Source organism: Akkermansiaceae bacterium (genome assembly GCA_024233115.1).
In the GTDB taxonomy this organism is placed as follows: Bacteria; Verrucomicrobiota; Verrucomicrobiia; order Verrucomicrobiales; family Akkermansiaceae; genus Oceaniferula.
This window is the reverse complement of the sequence record JACKQB010000003.1, coordinates 181,691-206,633: the sequence shown is the minus strand read 5'-3', so window position 1 is coordinate 206,633 and position 24,943 is coordinate 181,691. Positions and strand designations below refer to the sequence as shown.

At 54.6% G+C, this 24,943-nt stretch carries 17 protein-coding genes; 13 read left to right on the top strand and 4 right to left on the bottom strand.

Translation table 11 applies throughout. From position 1 onward, the window contains the following. The first annotated feature begins 140 nt into the window (after positions 1-140). Positions 141-2,063 carry a hypothetical protein gene (locus H7A51_08790; protein ID MCP5536314.1) on the top strand — a complete coding sequence of 641 codons (1,923 nt, stop codon included), beginning with the start codon at positions 141-143 and terminating at the stop codon, positions 2,061-2,063. Between the two features lie 120 nt (positions 2,064-2,183). Here H7A51_08790 and H7A51_08785 read toward each other — a convergent pair whose 3' ends face one another. After that, a complete protein-coding gene (locus tag H7A51_08785; GenBank protein ID MCP5536313.1) occupies positions 2,184-2,573 on the bottom strand; it encodes a hypothetical protein in 390 nt (129 codons plus the stop codon). 203 nt (positions 2,574-2,776) lie between these two features. On the opposite strand from H7A51_08785, the gene H7A51_08780 reads away from it, so the two are divergent. The 9 genes from H7A51_08780 to ccsA all read left to right on the top strand — a co-directional run bounded on the left by H7A51_08780 (position 2,777) and on the right by ccsA (position 17,602). After that, positions 2,777-7,426, top strand: a complete 4,650-nt coding sequence (locus tag H7A51_08780; protein ID MCP5536312.1) for a PKD domain-containing protein — start codon at positions 2,777-2,779, stop codon at positions 7,424-7,426. Between the two features lie 95 nt (positions 7,427-7,521). Further along, complete coding sequence (locus H7A51_08775; GenBank protein MCP5536311.1) at positions 7,522-7,833, top strand: glutaredoxin; 312 nt, start codon at positions 7,522-7,524, stop codon at positions 7,831-7,833. 670 nt (positions 7,834-8,503) lie between these two features. Continuing rightward, the gene (locus tag H7A51_08770) at positions 8,504-9,154 is read left to right on the top strand and encodes a hypothetical protein (GenBank protein MCP5536310.1); all 651 of its coding nucleotides are present in this window, start codon (positions 8,504-8,506) and stop codon (positions 9,152-9,154) included. A 22-nt stretch (positions 9,155-9,176) separates the two neighbouring features. Further along, positions 9,177-11,177 (top strand): hypothetical protein, encoded by a 2,001-nt coding sequence (locus H7A51_08765; GenBank protein ID MCP5536309.1) that lies wholly within the window; start codon positions 9,177-9,179, stop codon positions 11,175-11,177. Between the two features lie 98 nt (positions 11,178-11,275). Next, positions 11,276-11,611 carry a cytochrome c gene (locus H7A51_08760; GenBank protein ID MCP5536308.1) on the top strand — a complete coding sequence of 112 codons (336 nt, stop codon included), beginning with the start codon at positions 11,276-11,278 and terminating at the stop codon, positions 11,609-11,611. A 68-nt stretch (positions 11,612-11,679) separates the two neighbouring features. Next, positions 11,680-13,188 (top strand): NapC/NirT family cytochrome c, encoded by a 1,509-nt coding sequence (locus tag H7A51_08755; protein MCP5536307.1) that lies wholly within the window; start codon positions 11,680-11,682, stop codon positions 13,186-13,188. Between the two features lie 204 nt (positions 13,189-13,392). Beyond that, positions 13,393-14,568, top strand: a complete 1,176-nt coding sequence (locus H7A51_08750; GenBank protein MCP5536306.1) for a hypothetical protein — start codon at positions 13,393-13,395, stop codon at positions 14,566-14,568. Further along, positions 14,565-15,755, top strand: coding sequence for a cytochrome c biogenesis protein ResB (locus H7A51_08745; GenBank protein ID MCP5536305.1), 1,191 nt, complete (start codon positions 14,565-14,567; stop codon positions 15,753-15,755). The genes H7A51_08750 and H7A51_08745 overlap by 4 nt, the downstream gene beginning before the upstream one ends. After that, positions 15,752-17,602 carry a cytochrome c biogenesis protein CcsA gene (gene ccsA, locus H7A51_08740; GenBank protein MCP5536304.1) on the top strand — a complete coding sequence of 617 codons (1,851 nt, stop codon included), beginning with the start codon at positions 15,752-15,754 and terminating at the stop codon, positions 17,600-17,602. The genes H7A51_08745 and ccsA overlap by 4 nt, the downstream gene beginning before the upstream one ends. Here the strand turns inward: ccsA and rlmN are convergent. Beyond that, positions 17,574-18,683 carry a 23S rRNA (adenine(2503)-C(2))-methyltransferase RlmN gene (rlmN, locus tag H7A51_08735; GenBank protein ID MCP5536303.1) on the bottom strand — a complete coding sequence of 370 codons (1,110 nt, stop codon included), beginning with the start codon at positions 18,681-18,683 and terminating at the stop codon, positions 17,574-17,576. The genes ccsA and rlmN overlap by 29 nt on opposite strands. A gap of 160 nt (positions 18,684-18,843) precedes the next feature. Here rlmN and cysK point away from each other — a divergent pair, with 160 nt between their 5' ends. Both cysK and H7A51_08725 read left to right on the top strand, forming a co-directional pair. Next, a complete protein-coding gene (cysK, locus tag H7A51_08730) occupies positions 18,844-19,809 on the top strand; it encodes a cysteine synthase A (protein ID MCP5536302.1) in 966 nt (321 codons plus the stop codon). 14 nt (positions 19,810-19,823) lie between these two features. After that, entirely contained in the window at positions 19,824-21,107 is a 1,284-nt protein-coding gene (locus H7A51_08725; GenBank protein MCP5536301.1) for a glutamate-5-semialdehyde dehydrogenase, read from the top strand. A gap of 97 nt (positions 21,108-21,204) precedes the next feature. On the opposite strand, the gene purU is transcribed toward H7A51_08725, so the two are convergent. Beyond that, complete coding sequence (gene purU / locus H7A51_08720) at positions 21,205-22,059, bottom strand: formyltetrahydrofolate deformylase (GenBank protein MCP5536300.1); 855 nt, start codon at positions 22,057-22,059, stop codon at positions 21,205-21,207. Between the two features lie 214 nt (positions 22,060-22,273). Here purU and H7A51_08715 point away from each other — a divergent pair, with 214 nt between their 5' ends. Beyond that, positions 22,274-23,224 carry a hypothetical protein gene (locus tag H7A51_08715; GenBank protein MCP5536299.1) on the top strand — a complete coding sequence of 317 codons (951 nt, stop codon included), beginning with the start codon at positions 22,274-22,276 and terminating at the stop codon, positions 23,222-23,224. A gap of 139 nt (positions 23,225-23,363) precedes the next feature. Here H7A51_08715 and H7A51_08710 read toward each other — a convergent pair whose 3' ends face one another. Further along, a complete protein-coding gene (locus H7A51_08710; protein MCP5536298.1) occupies positions 23,364-24,860 on the bottom strand; it encodes a glutamate synthase subunit beta in 1,497 nt (498 codons plus the stop codon). Positions 24,861-24,943 lie beyond the last annotated feature (83 nt).

Here is a 24,943-nt window from a genome sequence, read left to right as displayed (position 1 = left end):
GAACGAGTAATGCACCAGCGAATGATTTAATTTTTTAAAAATATGGACAAGATTTTGTTAAATTTTTAGATTAATGAGACTTGTGTATTGACGATAGGGGTAAAATGCCAACATACTCTGAAAGTTCACCCTTACGAACCATGACAAATTCAATTACCGGAACAGATAGTGCCCAGGAACTCCTGATTAAACTTGTGGAGCAAAACCCGGCGGATTGGGAGACGCGCAAGAAGGTGGTCAAGGTACTGTATGATGCCCATTACTTTCGCGATGCGTCAAAAATGGTTTGGAGCGCGCCTGAGATTCCGCCTGTGGGCGCGGAGGTGATTTTTGCTGCCAGAGTTGTTTCCAAGGGCCATCCCAGTCGGGCAATGCGTTTGTTCGATACGGTGATTGAGAAAAACAAGTCGCACCCGGAGGAAAATCTGGCGATGGCCAAACAGCTCGTCAAGTCGGGCATGCCACACCAGGCCATCAGGTTTTATGGTGCCGCCACCGTGATGGATACCCGGCTGATCGACGAAAATTTCGAGTTGAGCCTGGTTGCGGCGGACGCCGGGGGGGAGAACTGGTCCGAGCTGGTGACGAACGATGATTTCCCATGGGAGGGGCCGCAGGTGCCGGAGGTCAATGACGGTGCAGGGACGAAGCCTGTCGACCCTTATGCCGAGCTTCTCAATGGTGCCACACAGCCCGTGCCCATGAAGGCGCCGGTTCGTGAGATGGCAGAACGCCGTGCGGAGCTGCCGCACTGGAGGGTCGACCAGAAAAAGACCTCCGATTTCTCCAAGGTAATGCTGGAGGAGGCATTGGCAAAAAACGAACAGGGGGTGCAACAATCCTGGACAGCCGCGGAGGCGGCAATTGAGGAGGTTGAATCCGGGCCACCTGCAGTGAGTCCCAGCGGTCAGGGGCATCAAGCAAGTGAGCGCAAAGACACCCTGGCCGAGTTTCTGGCCGGAAGTCAACCCGAGCTGACCGATGAACCCAAGGCGCAGCCTGAGTGCAATCCCGAGTCCCATCCGGGGCAGAATCTATCAGCCTCCATCACTCATGGAGCGGGAGCCTTTTTCCGGAGCTATGATGATGCCCACGAGCATAAACAGGAGCGGCAGGAGTATACGTCCACGGCGCAATCCGGAGTTTCTCCCGTGCCGCCGGTGTTGCGAAAGACTGAAACCGGACAAGTTTCAGCAAATGAACAAGTATCGGGCGACAATAATCTGGCCGACGGTCAGGCCACTGCTACTATCGCAGAACATGTTTCGGACCTCATGGCGCAGCCGGATGCATCCGACGAACAGGAGGGAGGGGATCAAACCCAGAACGAGCTGGCAAACACCAGAGGGCGTAAGACCGGTGCCTTTTCGTCGCTGATACAGAAGATGCTGCGCAAAAATGTTGATGTGGTTGAAAGAGAGCCGGTCATCAATGTCGATGACCTTGATTTAAGTGGTGTCGAGGCGGTCTCTGTGAGCTGTGATGATACACCGGAAGCAGCCCCTGTATCAGGGCCAGTCAAGGCACCGGTGCCAATGACCGCCCCCGATTCGGTGCAGCTCCCAACGGCTGGTCAAGGGAGCCCCTCGCCTGCTGCGCTTGAAGCTCCTGAGCCAGTGTCGAAAATCGCGGTTACGGTAGCCAAGCCAGGGGTTGAACAACCCAGTATTCCGAAGGAGCTGGATGGTCGCACCCAGTTGGTGTCGCTTGCTCCGGAGGATGGCAGTTGTTTCTTTAACGAGTTGCGTGACAAGTATAGCGCACTTCAGGAAGGCGAGCTTCCTCGCCCTGCGATCCTTGCCAGGGACATGGCGAATATTGACTATGTTAGGCAGATCAACAATGCCTGCAACAAGGACCTGGATGCTTTTTCCAAGCTGCTTGGGTTGCATCGTGTCATGTCGAACGCAGGCTGCAGTGAGTGGGTCGACGATATGAACTTGCTGCGCAAAGGGTATGGTGATGCCGTACTGGCTACCGTAGTATCCAAATACAGCCCCACCGAGTGCCGGGAAATTCTCAATAGTGTCTACAGCTATCCTGTCTCGGAGGCAGCCATGTAGTCTGACGGTTATTGTCCGACGGGCTCTGTATCTTGTCTTCCACAATTCACCTGATAAAGTCAGTAGCTGCTACGGAAGGGCTCGAATCCAGTCCGGTGATTGTGCACGATGAGCACTGGATCAAGCTTGTCGCCGACGGGTGTATTGCACACGGCACCGGCCGCCGCGGATCGGCTCGAACCGGCTCAGGGTGTAGTGCAATGACTCGGGTAGATAGCTGTCGCTTGATCCGATCAGGGTCGGCGAGTTTAGCCCGCCACGCATCGTCCCGCCGTCGATGAGCAGCTCGATGACCTCCAATTGCCCGACAGTATCAATGGTGGCAATCGGACTGGCACACTTGCCATCCGCAGTGATGGTCGCTTGGGGCTGGTCCGATGATGGGGTGGGGGTGGTCATGGCATTGGAAGGATGGCGTGGCCTGAATTTATCAGTGATCTGCCATGGGTCGATGAAAGAATGTGTGGATTTTTCAATATCCACCCAATCAGGCCGGGTCATCTGGCTCACAAGGGTTCGGGGTGAGGGCTCCCGTCACCAGGGCGATCAAGATCGGGAGAGATCATAGAGCTATCCAGTAATCAGCGGTTAGATAATCCCCTCATCCCGGGTTTGATCGCCCCGCTCCCAGCGCAATGCATTATTACCGATTTACTGATTGTATTCTAAGAAAAACCGAATAGTAACCGCGAGTAGTTACCACCCTGTTTCCAATGAATAAAAAATTCCTGTCAGTTGTTGTGTTTCTGATTGCTGTAGCAGCCACTTGTTTTCTGATCCATAACCATCCTTCTGCCGGACCCGAAGAGCTGCATGATGCATCCGTCGGTATTCCTCATGAAATTTGCGATTGTGGACAGCCACACAGTAAAACAGCCGTCGTGGCGAATGAGGTCAAAGGAGATCTGTTAGGTTTGGGTGAGGCGTTGGAATCAATCAAGGGCTTCAAGGCGTGGTTGGATACCACGCGGGGGCAGAATGAGCGTGATGCTTATACAGGGGATACCATCCGCCAGGGTGTGGAGCTGGCTATGCAGCGTAAATCAGCCATGCTTTCTTTGATGCAAAACGCCCCGGAGCAAGCGTTGGCCCAGGCTCTGAGCTGGGCTGATTACAAGTCCTTGCCAAAAGAGGTGCAGCTCCATGTCGAAACGCCGTTTAGTGGTCGGGGCGATTTTTTAGTGTTGCCCATCTGCGGTAGCCTGGATGGTGAGGGGCAGGCACCTGGAGCCGACAGCTATGAACTGTCCATCAACGGGGCGTCATTCCGATCCTCGGGATTCGGTCGCAGAGAGAGCATTGGAACCAAGGAAAACACGCCGTTGCAGGGGATCTATCTGGATCGGCTGGCGGTGGCCAGGTCCGAGCCACTGCAGAAACTATCAACGGCGGATGTCGATGCCCTGCAGGGTGATTTTCCGGTGGCTAACAAGAATAAGGCGATGAGTTTTTACAGTGGGAAAAAAATCACAACCGAGCCCGTGGTCGCGCTTGGTGGTGGCAAGCTGTTCTATTTTGCCAATGAAGCGGAATTGCAAGAAACCAACCAAAAACTCGAAAAACTCGATGAGCTTCCCGGCCCGCACAGCGGTGCCCAGGTCATTTTCCTGCAGGCTGCTGCCGACGATGACGACGATCAGCCGGGCTTGGATTGGCAATTCCTCGAGTCCAGTGCGGCGTTCCAGGCCGACGCGTGGACCGAAACCAAGAAAAAGGTCTTTTTTATCCGCGTGGATTTTTCCGACAACGTCGGGGAATCGACAAGCCAGGCGGCACTGGAGCAGGTTTTGAATACGGCGGCATCCGACACCATCCGCGATATGTCGTATGGTAAAACATGGATCGAGGCCGAGGTGAGTTCCATGGTTGTCAGGATGCCAAGCCCTACCACGACCTATAGCCCGAGCAACAACAGCCTGCTTCACGATGACGCAAAGGCTGCGTTCAATGCTCTGGGCACGGGCATTGACTTAAGCACCTACGATATTGTCGGGGTGCATTTTAATAAAATAGGTATGATGGGAGGCACAGTGCTTTATGCCGGTCTGGCCGGAGGGGGGCGTCAGTGGCTGCAGGGGACAATAAGTTCCGGCGTGATCATTCACGAATTTGGCCATAACTACGGTCTTGGCCATGCGCGGTTCTGGGATACAGGCGGCACCTCGGTGGTGGGTGCGGGCTCGACGGTGGAGTATGGCAATGACTTCGATATCATGGGTAGCGGGCCGGACCCGGAAGGTCACTTCCACCCGCAAGGGAAAAAGAAAATCGCGTGGCTCGAATCTTCAGACTGGATCGACACAGCTGTTACCGGATCGGGCACGCAGCGACTGTATCGTGGCGACCATAAGGATACAACGGGTATTCGGGGCCTCCGCGTCCCCAAGGATGCTGCGATCAATCATTATTACTGGGTAGGTTATCGCCGGGCGATTACCTCCAATGATTATCTGTTAGGAGGGGTCGTTTTGAACTGGGAGCAAAATGGAACCTCCTGGCTGGTCGATACCACACCGGGCTCGGCGGCGGGCAAGAAGGACAGCGGAATTCTGATCGGCCAAACCTATTCGGACCCCACCGCCGGCATCCACATCACACCTGTCGCACAGGGAGGCACAAGCCCTAACGAATGGGTCGATGTGACGGTGAACCTCGGCACGTTTCCCGGAAACACAGACCCCACCGCCACACTGGCCGGGCCTGCCACCGGGGACGCCCGCAGCCCCCTCGTTTTTTCCGTCACCGCGAACGATGGCGACGGCGACACCCTGGCATACAGCTGGGACTTTGGTGATGGTGCCGTAGTGAACAACCAAAACACGGCAACACACGCGTGGGCCCTGGGCGGCACCTACAATGTGACGGTAACGGTTTCGGACATGAAGGGCGGCACGGTTAGCCAAAGCATGATGGTCACCGTCAATGATCCTCTCAATAGCTGGACCGTGGGAAATGTCGGGTTTACGGCATCGATGTCGGAAGCCGCTTATCTCAATGGCCGGTATATCCTGACCGGCAACCGATATGCGTATTTCTCCCTCGACGGCACCAACTGGACGCGCACCGAACTGGCTTTGAATTTCCGCGCGGGAGGGATCGCCTACGGCGCTGGCAAGTATGTGATCACTGGCTATGACTACATTGGCTCGGAGTGGAAGGCGGCGGCGTTTCATTCCAACGATGGTAAGATCTGGACCCGGGCGACGGTGCCTTCGTTGGCGCAGATGAATGATCTGGCATACGGCAACGGGATGTTTGTCGCTGTGGGTGATGATGGTCAGAATATGTATTCCCAGGACGGTGTGACCTGGACCGCAGGAACCGCCACCGGCACAGAGAATCTTGTTGCTGTTGGTTTTGCCAATGGTGAGTTTATTGCTGTCGGAGACACATCGGTCTATGCCTCGTCAGATGGCTCTTCCTGGGTTGACCGCAGTTCGTCCACGGGGCTTGCTTCGTGGCACAGTTTCAAGGATGTGTTTTACGCCGATGGAAAATTCTTTGCGGGTGGTTGGTATAGCGGGATGCGCTACTCATCGGACCAGGGGGTTAGCTGGCAAGAGGCGGCCATCGCAACTGAATCAGATTATGATATAAAAACAATCCATGTGGAGGCCGGCGTTTATGTGGCCGTCGCAGTTAGAAAATCAGATGACGCCACTGTATTGCTTGTTTCCGCCGACGGGTTGTCATGGAAAGAAGGCACGCCAAGTAATTTTACCATCACCAACAATCTCACGTTTGGAAATGGGGTGTATTTCTCAACCCAGGGAAGCGCAGGTGCCACGCAGTCCAGTGGTGCGTTTTTCCCTGCTAACCAGTCGCCGACAGCATCGATATCCGGCAGTGCCTCGGTGAACGCGCGGGAGGTGGTCCAGTTTACGGCAACATCCAACGATACCGATGGTGATGACCTGGTCCATATTTGGGATTTCCAGGACGGCACCGAGCTGGTCACCGGAGCATCCGCCTATCACCGCTTTCCGACTGGCGGTAGCTACACGGTCAAATTAACCGTGACTGATGGCAAGGGTGGCCTGGTGACGGATACCTTGGCGGTCACAGTCACCGATCCGCTCAACACATGGACCCAACGGACATCGGGCACCACCGCCAAGCTGTATGACATTGCCACTGGTGGAGGAAAACTGGTGGCTGTCGGGGGCAGTACTGGCAACCGGGGGGCATACCGGGTCTCTACCGATGCACAGACCTGGACCGGCGGGTTGTTAGGCGGAAATATTACCTTGCTCAGTGTCGTTTACGATGGGGCGCAGTTTTTGACCGCCGGCTATGACTACGACTTCGGAAGTAGTGCCTGGGTAGGCGTGGTCTACACCTCACCGGATGGCAGCACCTGGACCCGGAGGCATTTTGGAGGTGAGGAATTACGGGACATTGCCTACGGTGGGGGCGTTTATATGGCTTCCGGTGATGCCGGCACGCTGCTCAGATCAACCGACGGCATAAGCTGGATTACGGTTAGCTCCGGGGTGTCAACCAACCTTCAGGGGGTCGGTTACGGCGACGGTGGTTTTGTGGTCGTGGGCGCCAACGGATCCAGTCAGGGGGCGACCATATTAACATCGACCGATGGCGCGGCCTGGTTGGACACCTCGTCATCCGCGGGGACAACCCAGGGCTTTTTCCATGTGGCCTACTTGAACGACCGCTTTCTTGCCAGCGGTTTTCATACGCATCTCCGCTATTCCACAGATGGAGGTAACTCATTCACCAACACAGGAGCAGGCAACAAGCGTTTTCCGGCGATGGCATACGGGAATGGTATCTATTTTGCCGCCGGATGGGACTTGGCTAACAGTAGTGCCCACGTGAATATGCTCTCATCCGATGGTGGAACCTGGAGTGCCCTGACGACATCAGCCACCGTGGATCGAAACGCCGCCGTCTTTTTCCAGAACACCTTTATCACCGTGGGTAACTCCGGCGAGATCTGGCAGTCGGATCCAATACCCGCCCCCACGGGATGGACCGTGTGGCAGGCCGACCAGTTTCCCGGTTATCCGGCCCTCTCCGGTGCCTATGACGACTTCGATGGTGATGGTGTCGACAACCTGATGGAGTATATTACCGGTACAAATCCCCAGAGCAAGGGTTCGTATGTTAGGCCGGTCCTTTCCGAAGAGTCGGGTTACGTGACCCTGACGGTCAACAAGGCGGCAGGGGTAAGCGGCTACACCATGCTCATCCAGTCTTCGCTGGATCTGAGCTATTGGGACACGGCGGGCTTGGTTGTCGTTACCGATGATGCGAGTCTGCTTAAAGTCCGGCTCGATACACTGACCACCGATCCCGCATTGACCCGTAAATTCCTTCGGGTCCATGCCTCGGTCAGCCCCTAGTTCTGGGAGCCTGCGGAAAAGGATTCGGAAAAGGATTGCATCCTGGTGAAATCATCGTTTTCTTCCGGGAGGATCCAATTCCCCACAATCACCATATGAGTCAGGAAAAACCGGATATCGTCTGCTACTTGAAAACCTTCTGCGGCTGGAGCGAGGGCGTGCGTGCCATCATGCGCAAGTACCAACTCGCCTACACCGAAAAAGACATCATCAAGAATCCTGCCTTCAAGTGGGAGATGGAACAGAAAAGCGGCCAGCCACTCAGTCCATGTGTGTCAGTCAACGGCCACATGCTCGCCGATGTCTCGGGTGATGAAGTGGAGCGGTATCTGGTGGAGCAGGGGTTTGTTGAGAAGAATGACACCATCCCCGGAGTTCCTACCGATAGCAGCTGCCAGAATCATTAGATCGGCAGCTGGGGAAGAAGTCAGTCTGTGGGTGTGTGAATTTGTTAGAGCGTAATCGCTCTATGACGTCCTCACCTGATCATGTTTCCACCGCTGAGTCGATTTTTCCCCCGACGGTTTCCCTTTTCAGTCTTAGCTGACCACAGGTGACGTTGATGCCTGCTCATTTTATGTGTAGCCTCTCATCTGCACAGGTATTGGCCGGCATTTATGGCGAGAGTGTGTTGCAAGTAACACATCTACAATGCCTTACAGTGGATGGAGAGGTAGGGGCTCGATTTTTTCCACCGTGAGGAGGCAGGGAAGCATGATAAAATATGCATACAAGCTACGCCAAACTGCGTAGTCAAACTGCTCATAATATGCGAAGTTCGCAGCGTGTTAAAAGGTCGTAATGCTTCAATGCGTTCATCCGGATTCAGTCCGGAACCAATCCCATGCGTCGTATCCCTGCTCATTGTATCGTAATCATCCAACATCTAACAATTAACCAATTATGGAACTGAACTCGAAACTAAATCGCTGGCAGAACATCGCCCGTGCACTACAAAAAAGAAGCGGAATTTTCGCTTGGTGTATCGGTGGAACTGCTGGAATGGCTCTGATTGCTATATCATGTAGCGGTGTGAGCCACACCCTGTTTGCACCACCGGTCATTCCAGGGGCCACCATGGTCGGAACTGAAGCCTGTTCCGATTGCCATGAGAAACTCGTCCGCGACTTTAAAACCGCGGATCATGCCAAGCTCGTTACCAAGGGTAAACACGCGCCCGACATCGGTTGCGAAAGTTGCCACGGTGCGGGAAGCAAGCACGTCGAATCCGGGGGGGCGATTGCCACCATCGTCAATCCAGGTAAATCTCCCGATGCATGTTTGAAGTGCCATACGGACGTCAAAGCCTCATTCAACCTGCCATACAGCCACCCGGTGATGAACGGCAAGATGAGTTGCTCCGACTGCCACGATCCTCACAAGGGTTCAGCCACCAAAGGTGGTGGCACCCAGATCGCCAGTAAAAACGAAACCTGCACCCAGTGCCACGTGCAACAGCAGGGACCGTTCGTTTTCGAACACGAAGCCGTGCGTGAGGGCTGCACAACCTGCCACTCGCCCCACGGCTCAGTGAACCAGAAAATGCTCACCGAGCGTAACCACACCTTGTGCTTGAAGTGCCACTTCCAGGATCAGGCCGGTAGTTTTGACTCACTATATGTAGGTGGTCGCAACCACGCAAGCTACGTGGCCAGGGGCACCTGCTGGACCTCGGGATGTCATGAGAATGTTCACGGCTCCAATGTTGATTACCACCTCCGCAACTAATAACACCTATCCATTTATAAAAATGAAAATGAAATCATTTATCAAACAATGCAGCTCCCGGGCTGCAAGCGCGAATGCGCTTATTACAGGTGTCGCACTGCTTAGTCCATGCGCCCTCCTGGCCGAAGAGCCGGAAGCAGCGGATGATGAAGCAGCCGCCAGTTGGGTCGAGTTATCCGTTGGTGGTGCTGACGTCAAAGGCAATAGCGCAGCGTTCCAACACAGACATGGTTCCAATGGGGACTTCTTCGGAGGTAGCAGCTCGTTCCGTTACGAAAAAATGACCGATGACGGAATCTTCCTGCTCGACGGCCATGCCTTGTTCGGGCTGGACGACTACAAAATCAACCTGAGCTATGTGAAGGACGACTTTGGTTTTGTCCGCTTCGGCTACACGCAGTATAAGAAATGGTATGACGGGTCCGGTGGATATGCCGGAGCCAGTGTCGCGCCACCCAATGACTGGATCAGCTTGTATGACGACGAGCTTTCGCTCGAGCGTGGTGAGCTCTTTTTCCAGGCTGGCTTGCGTATGCCTGACGTGCCCGAGCTTACACTGACCTACAGACACCTGTGGCGTGAAGGCATGAAGGATTCCACCGTCCGTGGACGCCCTTTCAATCGCGGTATTGCACCTAGTTTTTATGATCTGGACGAGACCCAGGACATCATTAGCCTGGACTTCCTGTATACCCTGGGGAACACCGACATTGGTGCCGGTCTCAGTTATCAGAACATCAAATTCGATAATACCCGGAACATGTTCGCTGACACGACTACGAATACCACCGCCCAGAACGAAACCGGCGAGTCGGATATTTTCAATGCCCATCTGAGCAGCGTCACGCGAATCAATGATAAAATGTTGCTGTCCTTTGGGTATTCGTTCACGGATCTGGATGCTGATTTCGGTGGCTCCAGGGTTTCGTCGGGGGGGGCATCGACCCGCCACGACTACAGCCAGCTCATGGGGGTTTCAGATGCAAAGCTTCAGGTTGCGAACGCGAACTTCTTCTGGAATGTCACGGATGATCTTGTCATCGTGCCTTCCTTGCGGTTCGAGCGCAGAGACCAGACGGTATCCACGGGTGAGTTCATCTACGAAGGTGAACCACACGATCAATCAGGCCGGGATGAGTTCACCAAGCTTACCGAGCAACTTGAGATTAGATACAGCGGTATCGATAATATGCTGCTGTATGCCAGGGCAGAGATTGCCCAATCAGAAGGTGACGCAAAACTGGTAAGGGATATCGAACACGGCACTGATGTATCAGGAAGATCGACAGCGACTGATAGTGATTTCCAAAAATACACCGTCGGTGCCAACTGGTATCCATGTAAGGGGTTGAGTTTTGCGACTCAATATTATAATCGCACCTACGACCAGGACTTTGACCATGTCCTTACTGGCAACGGCTTGGATGCCCAGTTGCTCCAACACAACACGGACACCCATGATTTTAACTTCCGTGTTACCTGGAGGGCAGCGTCAAACCTGACCTTTGTGACCCGCTATGACTACCAGCAGATAGACATCGAGAACCAGGCGGCGATCGGAACCGAGCTTGTTGATGTAGCTGACATCACCCGGCATATCTTCAGTGAGAGTGTGACCTGGTCACCCACTAGCTGGATGTATCTTCAGGGTAGTTTCCACTACATTGAGTCTGAAACGGCAACCCAATCCGATAACCAGGTGGGGGCCCAGGTGGTCGACTGGAATAACGACTACTGGATGGCGTCAATCAACGCTGGTTTCCAGCTGGATAAGAAGACCATGTTGACGGTGGGTTACTCCTACTATGAAGTCGATAACTACGTGGACAACTCCGCTGTAGGCACTCCCTACGGATCAATGGCCAAGGATCATGCGCTCACAGTCAGGCTCACTCGCCAACTCAATGACAACATGACCTGGAGTATGAACTATGGATACTTCAAGAGCGATGATGAGGCTTACGCTGGATACAACGACTACGAAGCACACGTGCTGTCGACCGGCTTCCGCATGAGCTTCTAAACGTTGAAATTACAGATTGATAGTTCATCAAATAGAGATAGAATGACAGCTTCCCCTTGGTGAAAAGGGGAAGCAAATAAATAAAGAACCAAACAACAATGAAAACAATCATACAACTAACCATGCTGTCCGCAGCCTTCCTCCTGCCTGTTTCAGTAGCGCAAGCTGCCGATGCTGCCACCAACTATTCCAAGAAGTGTGCATCGTGCCACGGCAAGGACGGTAGCGGTAATACCAAAATGGGTAAGAAAAAAGGAGCCCGCGATTATCGTGACCCCAAAGTCCAGGCATCCTTCAGTGATGCCGAGGGAGTCAAGGCCATCAAGGAGGGGGTTAAAAAGAAAGGCAAGGAGGTGATGAAACCTTACGCTGACAAGTTTAGCGCAGCCGAGATTGACGCACTGATGAAATACGTCCGCGCGTTTAAGAAATAATAGAATAGCCCGTCGGTTAGTCATGCACTCGTCAATCGCCTGCTAAATCAACTAACCTTCATAGCACAATGAGCAAGAAGCCCAACAGCGACGCCCCACCCTCGGGGCGTCGACTACGTACACCACGTCTTTTCAGAAACTGGATCAGTATGCTAGGCATCCTGCTCTCGGTGAGTGCCGTTTTTGCATTCATCCTGTTGTTTGCGATTGACCTTATGGCGGAGACCTCGAATCCCTACATGGGGATACTCTGTTACCTCATCGCGCCGTTCTTCTTTTTCTCCGGATGTGGACTGATGCTTATTGGCTACTGGTTACAACGGCGTCATCGGAAAAAAACCAAGGGCAAAGCGACCCCGCTGGTTTTAAGTATCGACCTCTCGAGGAAAAGTGACCAGAAGCGGCTCATTGGTTTTGCTTTGGTCAGTGTTGGCTTCCTGTTGATCACGGCATTTGGCAGTTACCAGAGTTATCATACCATGGAGACAGTGAGTTTCTGCGGTAAGGCCTGCCATGAACCGATGGAGCCACAATTTGTGGCCTATCAGCATTCGCCTCACGCCCATGTTGCCTGTGCAGAGTGTCACGTTGGCTCGGGTGCCACCGCCTATGTGAAGACAAAAATCAATGGGATGCGCCAGCTTTACCATCAGACAATGGGCGATTTTAGTCGTCCGATTGTCCTGCATGATCGGGAGAAACGCCCCACCCAGGAAACCTGTGAAAAATGCCATTGGCGTGAAAGCCATGTGGGTACGGTAGCAAAAACATTCCGCTACTACCTTGCCGATGAAGAGAACACACCATGGACCATCCGTATGCAGATCAACGTGGGTGGTGGAGACCCAGCCGAAGGTAAGGTGTCAGGTGTGCACTGGCACATGAACATTGCCAATCAGATAGAATTCATCAGTACGGATGACGGGCAAGAGATCCCCTGGGTCCGCATGACGGATATCGATGGGAAAGTCACCGAGTTCAAGACTCCGGATTTTGACGGAAATATTGCGGATCACACCATCAAGAAGATGGACTGCATGGACTGCCATAATCGGGCGGCCCACCAGTTTAAGAGTCCTAACGAAGCGGTGGACCGGGCCATGACCATGGGCAAGATCGACCCGACGATGCCCTGGGCCAAGATGAAGGCTGTCAAGGCCCTGACCGATCCCTATGCCGATAGTACGGAGGCTTTGGCCAAGATTGATGAATATCTACGCGCTGAATACCCGGATGACAAGCGTGTCGAGACCTTGGTGACGGAAGTGCAGTCGATCTATAAGAAGAACTTCTTCCCGGGGATGAAAGCGGATTGGCGTGCCTATCCTGATAACCTGAGTCATAAAAACTGGGCTGGCTGCTTCCGTTGTCACGATGGAAATCACAAGGCAACAACGGGCGATTTGAAAATCAAAGCGAGCGATTGTACTTCATGCCATATCATTACCTCACAGGGCAGTACGGTTGAGGAGCTGGCAAAATACACCCCGAAGGGACTCGATTTCCTGCACATCGATTCAGAATACGAGGACTACGATTGCGCCGAATGTCACACCGGTGGTAACCAGGAAGAATAATCAATCCAGAGAGTCATTTTTTTTCATTCGGGGGTTAAGGGGCTCCTTTGGTCGTCCACTGCGGACACCATGGGAGTCCCTCTTTTAGACCGTGGTTGTGCAGTCCTTGAAGGGACCTCCTCGGAGGGGGGATGGAGAAAGCAATAAGTGATTAGCAAATAAGAAGGTGATGAAATGTAGTCAGTTGACAGTGCCAACCAAGCCATGAATACTGCTCACAACATGTTGAATTACCGCTCGTATTTTGCTCTTGGAGTCCTGGTGTTTTTACCCTTGGCAGGGTGCGACTCCGATGATGACATCGAGGTTTACCAGGTCCCCAAGGAAAAGCCCGTTGCTGTAGCTCCTGCTGGAGGTGCCGATCCCCATGCGGGGGTGCCCATGCCCACACCCGGGACACCCGATCCTCATGCCGGGATGGCAGGGGTGGGTGCCGCAGCCGCTAGCAAACCCACCGTGCTAGGCGAAGTGCCGGAGACCTGGTTGCCAGGCCGTGCATCATCGATGCGCCTGGCGAGTTATTCGCTGAAGGGGGGAGGCGATAGCATTGCTGATATCTCATTGATCTCTCTCGCTGGTACTGCCGGCGGAGTATTGGATAACGTCAACCGCTGGCGTGGCCAGATCGGATTACCTCCAGTGGATGAAAAAGGCTTGGCGGACAGCTCGGTCAAGGTAACGACACCCCAGGGAGAAGCCGTGATGGTCGATCTCATTGCCACCACCGGGGTTGAAAATCCAGCACAGGACGGTCGTATCATTGCAGCCTTGTTAGTGCTCGATAATGAGATGTGGTTTTACAAGATGCGCGGTAATGCCGGGTTGCTTGGGAGTGAAAAGGACGCCTTTGTGAAATGGGTCCAAACGGCAAAGAAGGTCGCCAATCCGGCTGCTGAAAACCCCGGAGCTCAACCCGCCGCTCCAACGACTCCGCCCGTGGCCACTGGGCAGGTGGAACCACCGGAAGGCGTGACCTGGAAGGTCCCGGATGGCTGGCAGGCAGGAGCCCCATCAGGGTCGATGCGACTCGCCACATTCCTGGTATCAGACCCAAGTGGCGCGAAGGGGGAAGTGACCGTCATCCGTCTCGGGGGAGCCAGCGGTGGAGAACTGGCTAACGTCAACCGGTGGCGGGGCCAGGTCGGCTTGGAGCCCATTACGGAAGCCATGCTGGCAAAGACGACGGGTCAAGTTGATTCCCCGTCTGGCCCCATCGCTTACGTCGACTGCCATGGAAAACCAAACAGCACGGTGGCAGCGTGGTGTCGCCAAGGTGGCGGTACATGGTTCTTCAAACTGACCGGTCCCGCCCACTTGGTGGCGTCCGAGCGCGCCAACTTCATCCGTTTTCTTTCATCCGTTAATTTGACATCTCAATGAAATCCTTGATGACCCGCTTGTTTAAGGGGATAAGCTCCCTCAAGCTGACGATTGTTTGCCTGGTGGCAGCGATGGTGCTTATTTTCGCAGGAACACTGGCCCAGGTACAAATGGGTATCCAGGCGGTTCAGGCGCAGTATTTCCAAAGTATTTTCGTATGGTGGTCAGCTGGCGGTGAGGGCGGCTTCAGAATCCCCATTTTCCCCGGTGGTCATTTGATAGGCGCGGTATTACTCCTTAACCTGATAGCGGCGCACATCCAGAGATTCAAATGGGGCTGGGACAAGGCCGGCATCCAACTTACTCATGCGGGACTGATCATCATGCTGGCCGGAGGCCTGCTGACGGATCTTTTTTCCGTGGAAAGCCAGATGCGTATCAAGGAGGGTGAGACCAAGAATTATTCGGAGGAAATCGATACCATCGAGTTGGCTGTGACAGATGTCAGTAACCCGGATTTTGACACGGTGACCGCCATTCCCGCCGATGTCTTGAAGCCCGGTAAGCTGATCTCTCATGAGAGTCTGCCATTCCGGATTCTGGTGAAGAAGCTCTATCCTAATTCGCGTTTGCAAATGATCGGTGGGCACGGCGACGACACCACAGCGGCTGCTGACAAAGGGGTGGGGGCGCGTGTTGTGGTCAAGAGTATGCCGACCTCAAGTAAACCCAATGAGCGCAACCTGGTGAGCGCCGTCATAGAGGTAATTCCGGTAGGCGATAACAGTGATAAAGACAAGGCGTCCCAGGGGACATGGCTTGTCTCCGATGGCTTGGCCTCTGAGCAGAAATTTGAAGCAGGTGGCAAGACGTGGAGCATAGCCTTGCGTATGAAGCGCCACTACAAGTCCTTTTCCCTGACCCTGCATGATTTTGTGCATGAGCGTTATCCCGGCACGAATATCCCCAAGAATTTCTCGAGCCGGGTTACCCTCAAAGATGTTGACGGCTCTGCGGGTCGCGAGGTGCTCATTTACATGAACCATCCACTGCGTTACGGCGGCGAAACATTCTATCAGGCGGGATTTGAGCGCAGTGAGGATATCACGGTGCTACAAGTCGTTCGCAACCCCAGTGTGGCAGCTCCCTATGTGGCCTGCGTGGTCGTCAGTGTAGGCTTGCTGCTCCAATTCTGCATGCACCTGGTTAAATTTTCACGTCGTAACAAAAAGACTAACAACTCATGAAAAGCTGGACTTTCTGGATCGTAGCTCTCGTCACGCTGGCGTGGCTCTACCCTGTCACCCGACCTTCCGACCCGGGAAATAACGGGATGGATGTCAGTGCCTTTGGTAAACTGCCCGTCCAGGTAGGTGGACGCATCAAGCCGTTCGATACTTTGGCGCGCAACTCGCTGTTGATCATCAATGGCAAGCAAGTGGTGCGGCAGGATGGTGAAAAAATCGGCGCCACCCAGTGGTTGCTGGATGTCATGTTCGACTGGAAAAAGGCGAATAGTCACAAGTGCTTTCTCATTCATAACCCAGAGGTGTTAGGCTTGTTTGGCTGGCAGCAACATGACCGCAAACGGTTTAGTTACGATGAACTGTTTCCCTACATGTCCCAGATTGATGAGCAGGGGAAACAAGCGGCTGACGTGGAGTCGGCCCAGAGGTCGCCTTATCAAACAGCGATTCTCAACTTGTTCAACTCATTGGCCCTTTATCAAAAATTGCAATTTTCCCTGCGGCCCGAAGCCATGGCCGATTTTTCCGCGGAACTTGAATCCTACAGCGAACTGGCACCCAAGGGATACGCGGCGATGATGAACCGGAATGCTCAAAAGGAATACGATAAGGAAGCCCTCCGCCGATTCAGCACGATGGTAACGCGCTACGAGACCCTAAGTGGGGCTGGCTATTTGAGGCCGATCCCTCCGAGTGATGGCGGTGCCGATTGGATGACAACAGGTGAAGCTCTGTTAGCCGTGGCTACCGATGGTACTCTGGACCAACGAGCGGTTGCTTTTGCTGAAATGGGCGATGCTTATCTAGCCGGAAATAAAGACACATTCGCGGAGCAGGCAGGGATCATCGCGGGGGACATCAAAAAAGCGGAGCCAAAGGCGAGTTCAAAAGTGTCCCTCGAGTATTTGTTTAACCAGGTGGACCCCTTTTACCGGAGTATGGGGCTTTATGTGCTGGCGTTTTTGCTCGCCTGTGGATCGTGGCTGGCAAAGGGGGACTCCTTGCGCCGATCTTCTGTCTGGGTTCTGGTCATCGCTCTGGTGATTCATAGTCTCGGCCTGATTACGCGTATGTATCTGCAGGGCCGCCCACCTGTGACAAACCTCTATTCCTCCGCGATCTTCATCGGTTGGGGAACCTGCATACTCGGTTTGTTCCTTGAGCGTGTCTTCAAAGACGGTATAGGTGTGGCTTGTTCCGGGGCGATCGGTTTTATCACCCTGGTGATTGCCCACCACCTTGCCAGCAGCGGTGATACCCTGGAAATGCTACAGGCGGTTCTGGATACCAATATCTGGTTGGCGACTCATGTGGTGGTCATTACAGCTGGTTACTCGTCCATGTTCCTCGCGGGAATGATCGCCACGATATATGTCGTCAGGGGTGTTTTCACCCAATCGCTTACCAAGGGCTTGGACAATTCCCTTGGCCGGATGGTTTACGGCATTACCTGCTTCTCCCTGCTGTTCAGCTTTGTTGGCACGGTGCTCGGAGGTATCTGGGCCGACCAGTCCTGGGGGCGGTTCTGGGGCTGGGACCCCAAGGAAAACGGTGCCCTGCTGATTGTGCTTTGGTGCGCCGTGATCCTGCACGCACGCTGGGGTGGCTATATCCGACGCCGGGGCCTGATGGTGATGTCCTTGTTTGGCAACGTGATCACGTCCTTCTCCTGGTTCGGGGTCAACATGCTCGGCGTGGGGCTGCACTCCTATGGTTTTATGAACAAGGCCTTTCCCTGGCTGCTGGCATTTGTCGCCAGCCAGTTTGTGTTGATGGCGATTGCCGCGATCCCGACAAACAAATGGCGCAGTTTTGCCGCTAGCGCGACTTCACAGGAGCCTCGATGATCCCCTCGGCGGTCTCTTTTTTCAGCCTCAGCTGACCACAGGCGGCGTTGATGTCACCCCCCTTTTCAAGTCGGAGGGTGGTGTTGATACCCGCGTCCGCGACGACGTCCCGGAAGGCGTAACAGACCTCTGCCGAGGGCCTTTCCCAGTCGAGTCCCTCAACGGTATTGTAGGGGATCAGGTTCACCTTGGCGTTGACCCCCTTGGCTCGCTTGGCGAGGATGGATGCCTGGTCAAGATCATCGTTGACTCCCTTGATTAGAATGTATTCGAGGGAAATTTTCTGTTTTTTATGTAACCGCCAGTAATGCAGGGATTCAAAGACTTCCTTGATCGGATACTTGCTGTTGACGGGCATGATCAGGTCGCGCACCTCGTCGGTGGCGCCGTGCAGGGAGATGGCCAACCGGATCGGGACGGGAAACTCAGCGAGCGTCCGGATTTGGGGGGCGAGTCCTGATGTGGAGACGGTCACGCTACGGGCACCGATATTGAGTCCCCAGTGGCTGGTGATGATCTCCAGTGCCTTGATCAGGTGGTTGACATTGGCCAGGGGTTCACCCATGCCCATGAAGACGATGTTGTTGATCGTTTCACCGGTTTCCTTTTCCACGGCCAGCATTTGCCCGACGATTTCTGACGCTGTAAGGTTCCGGGTAAACCCGGCCAGGCCCGACGCGCAGAATTTACAGCCATAGGCACAGCCCACCTGGGATGAGACACAGATGGTCTTCCGGTCGGACTGCCTGCCGTTGAGCCCCTTGGATGCGGGGATGAAAACGGTTTCCACGTAACGGCCGTCATGGAGGCGAAAGAGAAACTTGCGGGTCGTGTCCTCTGACCCCTTTGTCTCGACGTGTTGCAGGTCATTGAGGTGGAATTCCTCAGCCAGCTTCTCGCGGACGGCTGCCGGGAGGTTGGTCATTTCCGCAATACTGCCAACCCGCTGCTTGTAGAGCCATTCCAGGATCTGTTTGGCGCGATAGGATTTGCCCCCGGTCGCAATGACATATTCCTCGATATCCTCTTTACCGAGGCCCAATAGGGAACGGGTTACTGGTGCTGTGCTGGTTGCTTTCATGGACACGCGGGGCTTTTATCACGAATTTTGCGAAAGGCACGGTTTTTTACCTGCTCACGGACGAGTGTGCAGACATGACAAATTCTCTGACGAATCATGCTTGATTGCCAGTGAAAATGGGTAATGCTTAACGGCAGCAAACCTATTTATCCTAACTACCATGAGCAACATAGCCAACAATCTAGTAGAAACCGTCGGAAATACTCCACTTGTCAAACTGAATTATCTCACCAAGGGCCTGCATGCGGAGGTTCTGGTCAAGTGTGAGTTTTTCAACCCACTCTTCAGCGTCAAGGACCGGATTGGTCGTTCGATGGTTGAGGCCGCAGAGAAAGACGGCTCACTCAAACCGGGTGGTACGATTATTGAGCCGACATCGGGAAACACCGGTATTGCCCTGGCCTTTGTTGCCCGTGCCAAGGGGTATCGCTGTATTCTGACGATGCCTGAAACCATGTCTCTGGAGCGCCGCGTATTGCTTCGTATGCTGGGTGCTGAAATCGTTTTGACCCCGGGGCCAAAAGGTATGGGTGGAGCGATCGCCAAGGCCAGGCAGCTGATCGAGGAGGCTGGAGACGGAGCCTTCGGTCCAAGCCAGTTTGATAATCCCGCCAACCCCGAGGCCCACCGCCAGACAACGGCGGAAGAAATCTGGGCGGCCACGGATGGCAAGATCGATGCCTTTGTAGCAGGTGTTGGCACTGGAGGAACCCTGACCGGGGTTGGCGAGGTCCTGAAGTCTCGTTGTGATATGAAGGCCATCGCCGTCGAACCCGCTGCCAGCGCGGTCATTTCCGGAGGCCAGCCAGGCCCGCACAAAATCCAGGGGATCGGAGCCGGATTTATCCCCGGAAACCTGAATGTGGATATCATCGATGAAACCATCTGCGTTTCCAACGAAGACGCCTTTGAAACAGCCCAGGCAGTGGCTCAAAACGAGGGGCTGCCTGTGGGGATCTCCAGTGGTGCCAACATCTGGGCGGCCATCGAGCTGGCCAAGCGGCCCGAGTATGCCGGCAAACGCATTGTGACCGTGGCGGCAAGTTCCACCGAGCGTTACCTCAGCACACCACTCGCCGAACAGGTCAAAGAAGAGGTGAGCCATCTCGCTGTTTGCGACATCTAGTGATATTCGCTCCGATGGACAACAAAGAGATCAAGGAAATCATCCTTGGGATGGGGGCGAAGGCACGTGCGGCCGCCCACGCACTGGCCGTGCTCGATGCGGACCAAAAAAATGCCATCCTGCGTGCGATGGCCGCAGGGCTGCGCCAGAACGAACAGCTCATCCTCACGGCCAACGCCAGGGACATCGAGGCGGGGGAGGCGAATGGACTCAGTGCCGCGATGCTTGACCGGCTTCGTCTCGACCCCGGTCGGCTCGAAGCGATCGCGGCCGGTGTTGATCAAGTCGCTGAGCTCCCTGACCCTGTCGGGGAAGTCCTTGATGCCTGGACACGTCCAAACGATATCCACTTTGAGCAAGTCCGGGTCCCGATCGGTGTGATCGGCATCATTTACGAAAGCCGGCCCAACGTCACCAGTGACGCTGCGGTGCTGTGCCTGAAATCAGGCAATGCCACCATCCTGCGCGGCGGCTCGGAGGCGATTCATTCTAACAAGGCTATCGCGGCGGCTCTTCAGTCGGGCGGCGAATCCGCCGGGCTTCCTGCCCATGCCATCCAGCTCATTCCCTTTACCGACCGTGAAAGTGTCAGCGTGATGGCGGGTATGGACCAGTGGCTCGATGTGATCATTCCGCGCGGTGGCAAGGGGCTCATTGAAGCGGTGGTATCCCAGGCGCGGATGCCGGTGATCAAGCACTACGACGGTATTTGTCACACTTACATCGACAGCGCGGCTGATCTCGATATGGCGGTGGCCATAAGCGATGATGCCAAGACCCACAAACCCGGTGTCTGTAACGCCCTAGAGACCCTGTTAGTGCACCGTGATGTCGCGGCTGGGTTTCTCCCGAAAATGGCGGCCGTTTTTTCCGAAAAGGGTGTTGAAATGCGTGGTGATGCCGCAACGCTGGATGTTCTCGGCGACAAGGCCGTGCCCGCTTGCCCCGAAGACTGGGACACCGAATACCTCGATCTCATCATCGCCATCAAGGTGGTGGATTCATTGGAGGAGGCTGTTGGGCACATCAACACACACAGCTCCCGACACAGCGAGTGTATTGTGACCGCCGACCCGGAACGCGCCCAGCAGTTTATGACGCAGTGCGACAGCGCCTGTGTTTTCCACAACGTGTCCACCCGCTTCAGCGACGGCGGGGAGTTTGGTTTTGGTGCCGAGATTGGTATTTCAACCGACAAGTTGCATGCCCGCGGCCCGATGGCCCTGCGCGAACTAACCTCCTACCAATACCGTATCCGCGGCAACGGCCAGACCCGCAGAAAGTGTGCTACCACATGATCCCGGTAGCGAAGAGCCTTCGCTCTTCGTGGGTGTGCGTGTGACTGGACCTTTTCCCCGTCGAAGGGCGAAGGCCCTTCGCTACAATGTGAGGCTTCTAATCGGGGAAAACAATCGCGCGGTTCTGGTGGATGATGGTGCGATCGTTGACGTGGTGCCTGATCCCCCTGGCGAGTGCCGTGCGTTCGCAGTCGCGCCCCAACCTCATTAAATCGGCCGGTTTATGAAAGTGCTGCACGCGTTTGACTTCCTGCTCGATGATCGGGCCGGCGTCTAGTTCGCTGGTGACGTAGTGGCAGGTGGCGCCGATCAGTTTGACCCCACGTTCGTAGGCCTGTTGGTAAGGGTTGGCACCAATGAATGCGGGTAAAAATGAATGGTGGATGTTGATGATTTTGCCACTGAACTCCCGACAAAACCAATCGGGGAGAATCTGCATAAAACGTGCCAGCACGGTGAGCTCCACATTTTCCTCAAGCAGGATGTTTTTGATCTGTTGGAAACCCACTTCCTTTTGATCTCCATCCATCTCGATCTGGTGGAAGGGGAGCCCCGCTTGCTCGGCGATTGTTTTACAGGTGTCACGGTTACCTATCACCGAAGTGATTTCGATGGGCATTTCCCCTAACTTCGTCCGCCACAGGACCTCGTTGAGGCAGTGATCCGTCCGGGTCACTAACACCGCCGTGCGCATTTTGTAAGGAAGTCTGCGGAAGTGCCAGGTGGCGGAGAGTGATTTTCCAAGGGTGTTGAAACCGGCGATAAAATCCTCAACACTTACCTTGAGGTTGATGGTGTCGATTTCAACGCGGGCAAAAAACTTGGCATGGTCATCATCGGTGAACTGGGAAAACTCAACGAGGTTGCCGGAGTAATCCGCGACATAGGACGCGATTTTGGCAACGATACCGTGTTGGTCGGGGCAGTCTACCTTGAGAATGAGGCCTTGCATAAAGGGATTATGCACAGTGGTTGCGCGATTAGCCAAGTGTCGTGTGTGCCATTTTTGTTGTATTGCGGGGGATGATTATTACCTCCCAATCCCGGAATTCGGCTCGTATTCTAGATTCGTTGATATAAGGACGTTCCTACGCAAGTAGTTAATTTTGCTCACGATCAATGTTATGATGTTTTTGCACCCAATCAGGTTTGTTCGACTCTCCGTAGTGACGCTTACATGTGCGTTGTTGATAGCCTTCAGTGGAGGAAGGGTAGCCGCCGAACCCCAGCCCCTGAGCGAAGCGGATCGTATTGCGTTGGAGGAGCAACTGAAAAAAATCCAGCAACAGTCGGAAGACCGGGTGGGGGGGCTCTTTAGCAGGGCGATCCAGGATTACCGGTCTGCGATTCAATCGGACGATGCAACCATGGACCTCTATCTGAAGTGCTACGAGAAAGTCCGTTTCACCGATGAAAAAAGGAAGGCGAGCGAGTTCCGCGACTGGAAGCGGAAGAACAAGGATCGACTGAATTCATCGTCGATGCGGATGGCGCTTCGGCACCAGCTGGCCTGGTTGTTACTCAGTATTGAAGCTGCCCGTCGCGATGGTGATATCAGCGAGATGGGTAAGCGTGCCATCGATCACCTCGACCAGATTATGAAACACGCCGAGGTCCTTAAGGAGCATCGTGCCATCCTCAGTCAGAATGCACTCGGCTCTGTTTTTGCCCAAGCCTATAGCCTTAACATCAAAGTGGAGGACTGGCCGCAGTCGGCGATGGATATTGCACAAATATACAACAAGGTGGTGTTGCCTCCGCTACGCAAGCCTGATCGTATTGATTCGCTGCGTGCCGCTTGGCAAAAACGCATTCTCCACGAAGGATATGTTGTGGAAAAATGGAATGTCAGGGAGGGCTCGACGATCGGGAAAAAAGACGCGATGCAGCCGCCGGAGCTGGAGAAATTCCTGAGTGAAAAGCGCCCACAGCTCCTGTGGCAGATGGAAATGGATTGTTTCAAGGCTGGTGACCAACGGGCATCAGCCTTGCGGATGCTCAAACATCTGGAAACCTATCTAACGCATCAGGACGCCCCGCAATGGATCGAGGAATTCCAGGCACTGATCAATCCCCCCAAAGAGCCTGCGGCTGGTGCCAAGGGAGGTTCTGAGTAGCGGTGGGGAAAGTGCCCGGTAGCGGTAGGGAAAGTGACCGGTAGCGGTAGGGAATGTGACCGGTAGCGGTCACGCGCCGGGACAAAAAAATACCCCTGGCCGGGGCCAGAGGCATCTTGGAATCCATCAGTCTTGCTGTCTACGGCAGCTGGGTTGAACCCATCAGATAGCGGTCGCACTCACGGGCGGCGCCACGGCCTTCATTGATGGCCCAGACGACCAGCGACTGGCCCCGGCGCATGTCGCCGGCGGCGAAGACACCTTCGACGTTGGTTGTGTAGACCTCATGCTCCGCCTTGACGTTGCTGCGGATGTCGATCTCAAGCTTGAACTGGTCGATGATCTTTTGTTCGGGGCCGAGGAAGCCCATGGCGAGCAGGACGAGCTGGGCGTTGATGGTGCGCTCGCTGCCTTCGGTCTCTACCGGGATGAACTGACCCTTGGGGTTTTTCTGCCAGTTGATATCAACGACCTTGAGACCGGTGACATTGCCGTCCTCGTCCTCGACGATTTCCTTGGTCATCACCAGATAACTGCGTGGGTCTGCCCCCTGGGTAGCCTCCGCCTCTTGCTGGCCGTAGTCCATTTTGTATACCTTGGGCCACTCCGGCCATGGGTTGTTAGGTGCCCGCTCCATGGGCGGCATGGGCATGATCTCGAGTTGGATCACTCTTTTACAACCCTGGCGGATACTGGTGCCAACACAGTCGGTTCCGGTATCACCGCCACCGATGACAACCACCTCCTTACCGGCTGCGTTGAGCTCGGGGTTGGTGCCGTCGAAATCGTTGTCGAGAAGGTGCCGGGTGCTGGCGGTTAGGAATTCCATGGCCTGGTGCACGCCCTTGGCGTCACGGCCGTCGATCTCGAGATCGCGGGCTTCAGTGGCCCCACAGCAGAGGATGACGGCATCGTATTCATTGCGAAGTCTGGCCGGTGTCCAGTCGTTGTTTTCAGAAACAAAGACATTGCATTTGAACTCGACGCCTTCGTCCTCCATGAGTTTGATGCGGCGTTCGACGACTTCCTTTTTATCCAGCTTCATGTTGGGAATACCATACATGAGCAGGCCGCCGGGGCGGTCGGCGCGTTCGAAAACCGTGACCGTGTGCCCGACCTGGTTAAGCTGGTCAGCTGCCGCGAGGCCAGCAGGACCAGAGCCGACAATTGCGACAGTTTTACCTGTGCGCTCGGCGGGAGGTTTCGGGGTCCGCAGATTGTTTTCCCAGCCGTGGTCGATGATCGAGCACTCGACGTTTTTGATGGTGACCGGTGGTTCGATCGATCCGAGCACGCAGGAGCCTTCACAGGGGGCAGGGCAGACGCGTCCGGTGAACTCGGGGAAGTTATTGGTCTTGAGAAGGCGTTCAAGTGCTTCGTCCCAGCGGTTGCGGTAAACTAGGTCATTGAACTCGGGGATGAGGTTATTGATCGGGCAGCCGCTTGCCATGCCGCCGATGGTGAGACCGGTGTGGCAGTAGGGCACACCACAGTCCATACAGCGTGATGCCTGCTGCTTGAGCACTGTGTTGTCGCGATCCTGATGGATCTCCTTCCAGTCCTTGATCCGCTCAAGCGGGGGGCGGTCCGGAATAGTGACTCGTTCAAATTCTAAGAATCCAGTTGGTTTTCCCATGGTATTGGTTGGTAATAATGTTGAATGTTAAACCACGAAAGGAACGGAATACACGGAAGTTTCTTACTTGGTTTTTGCAGTTT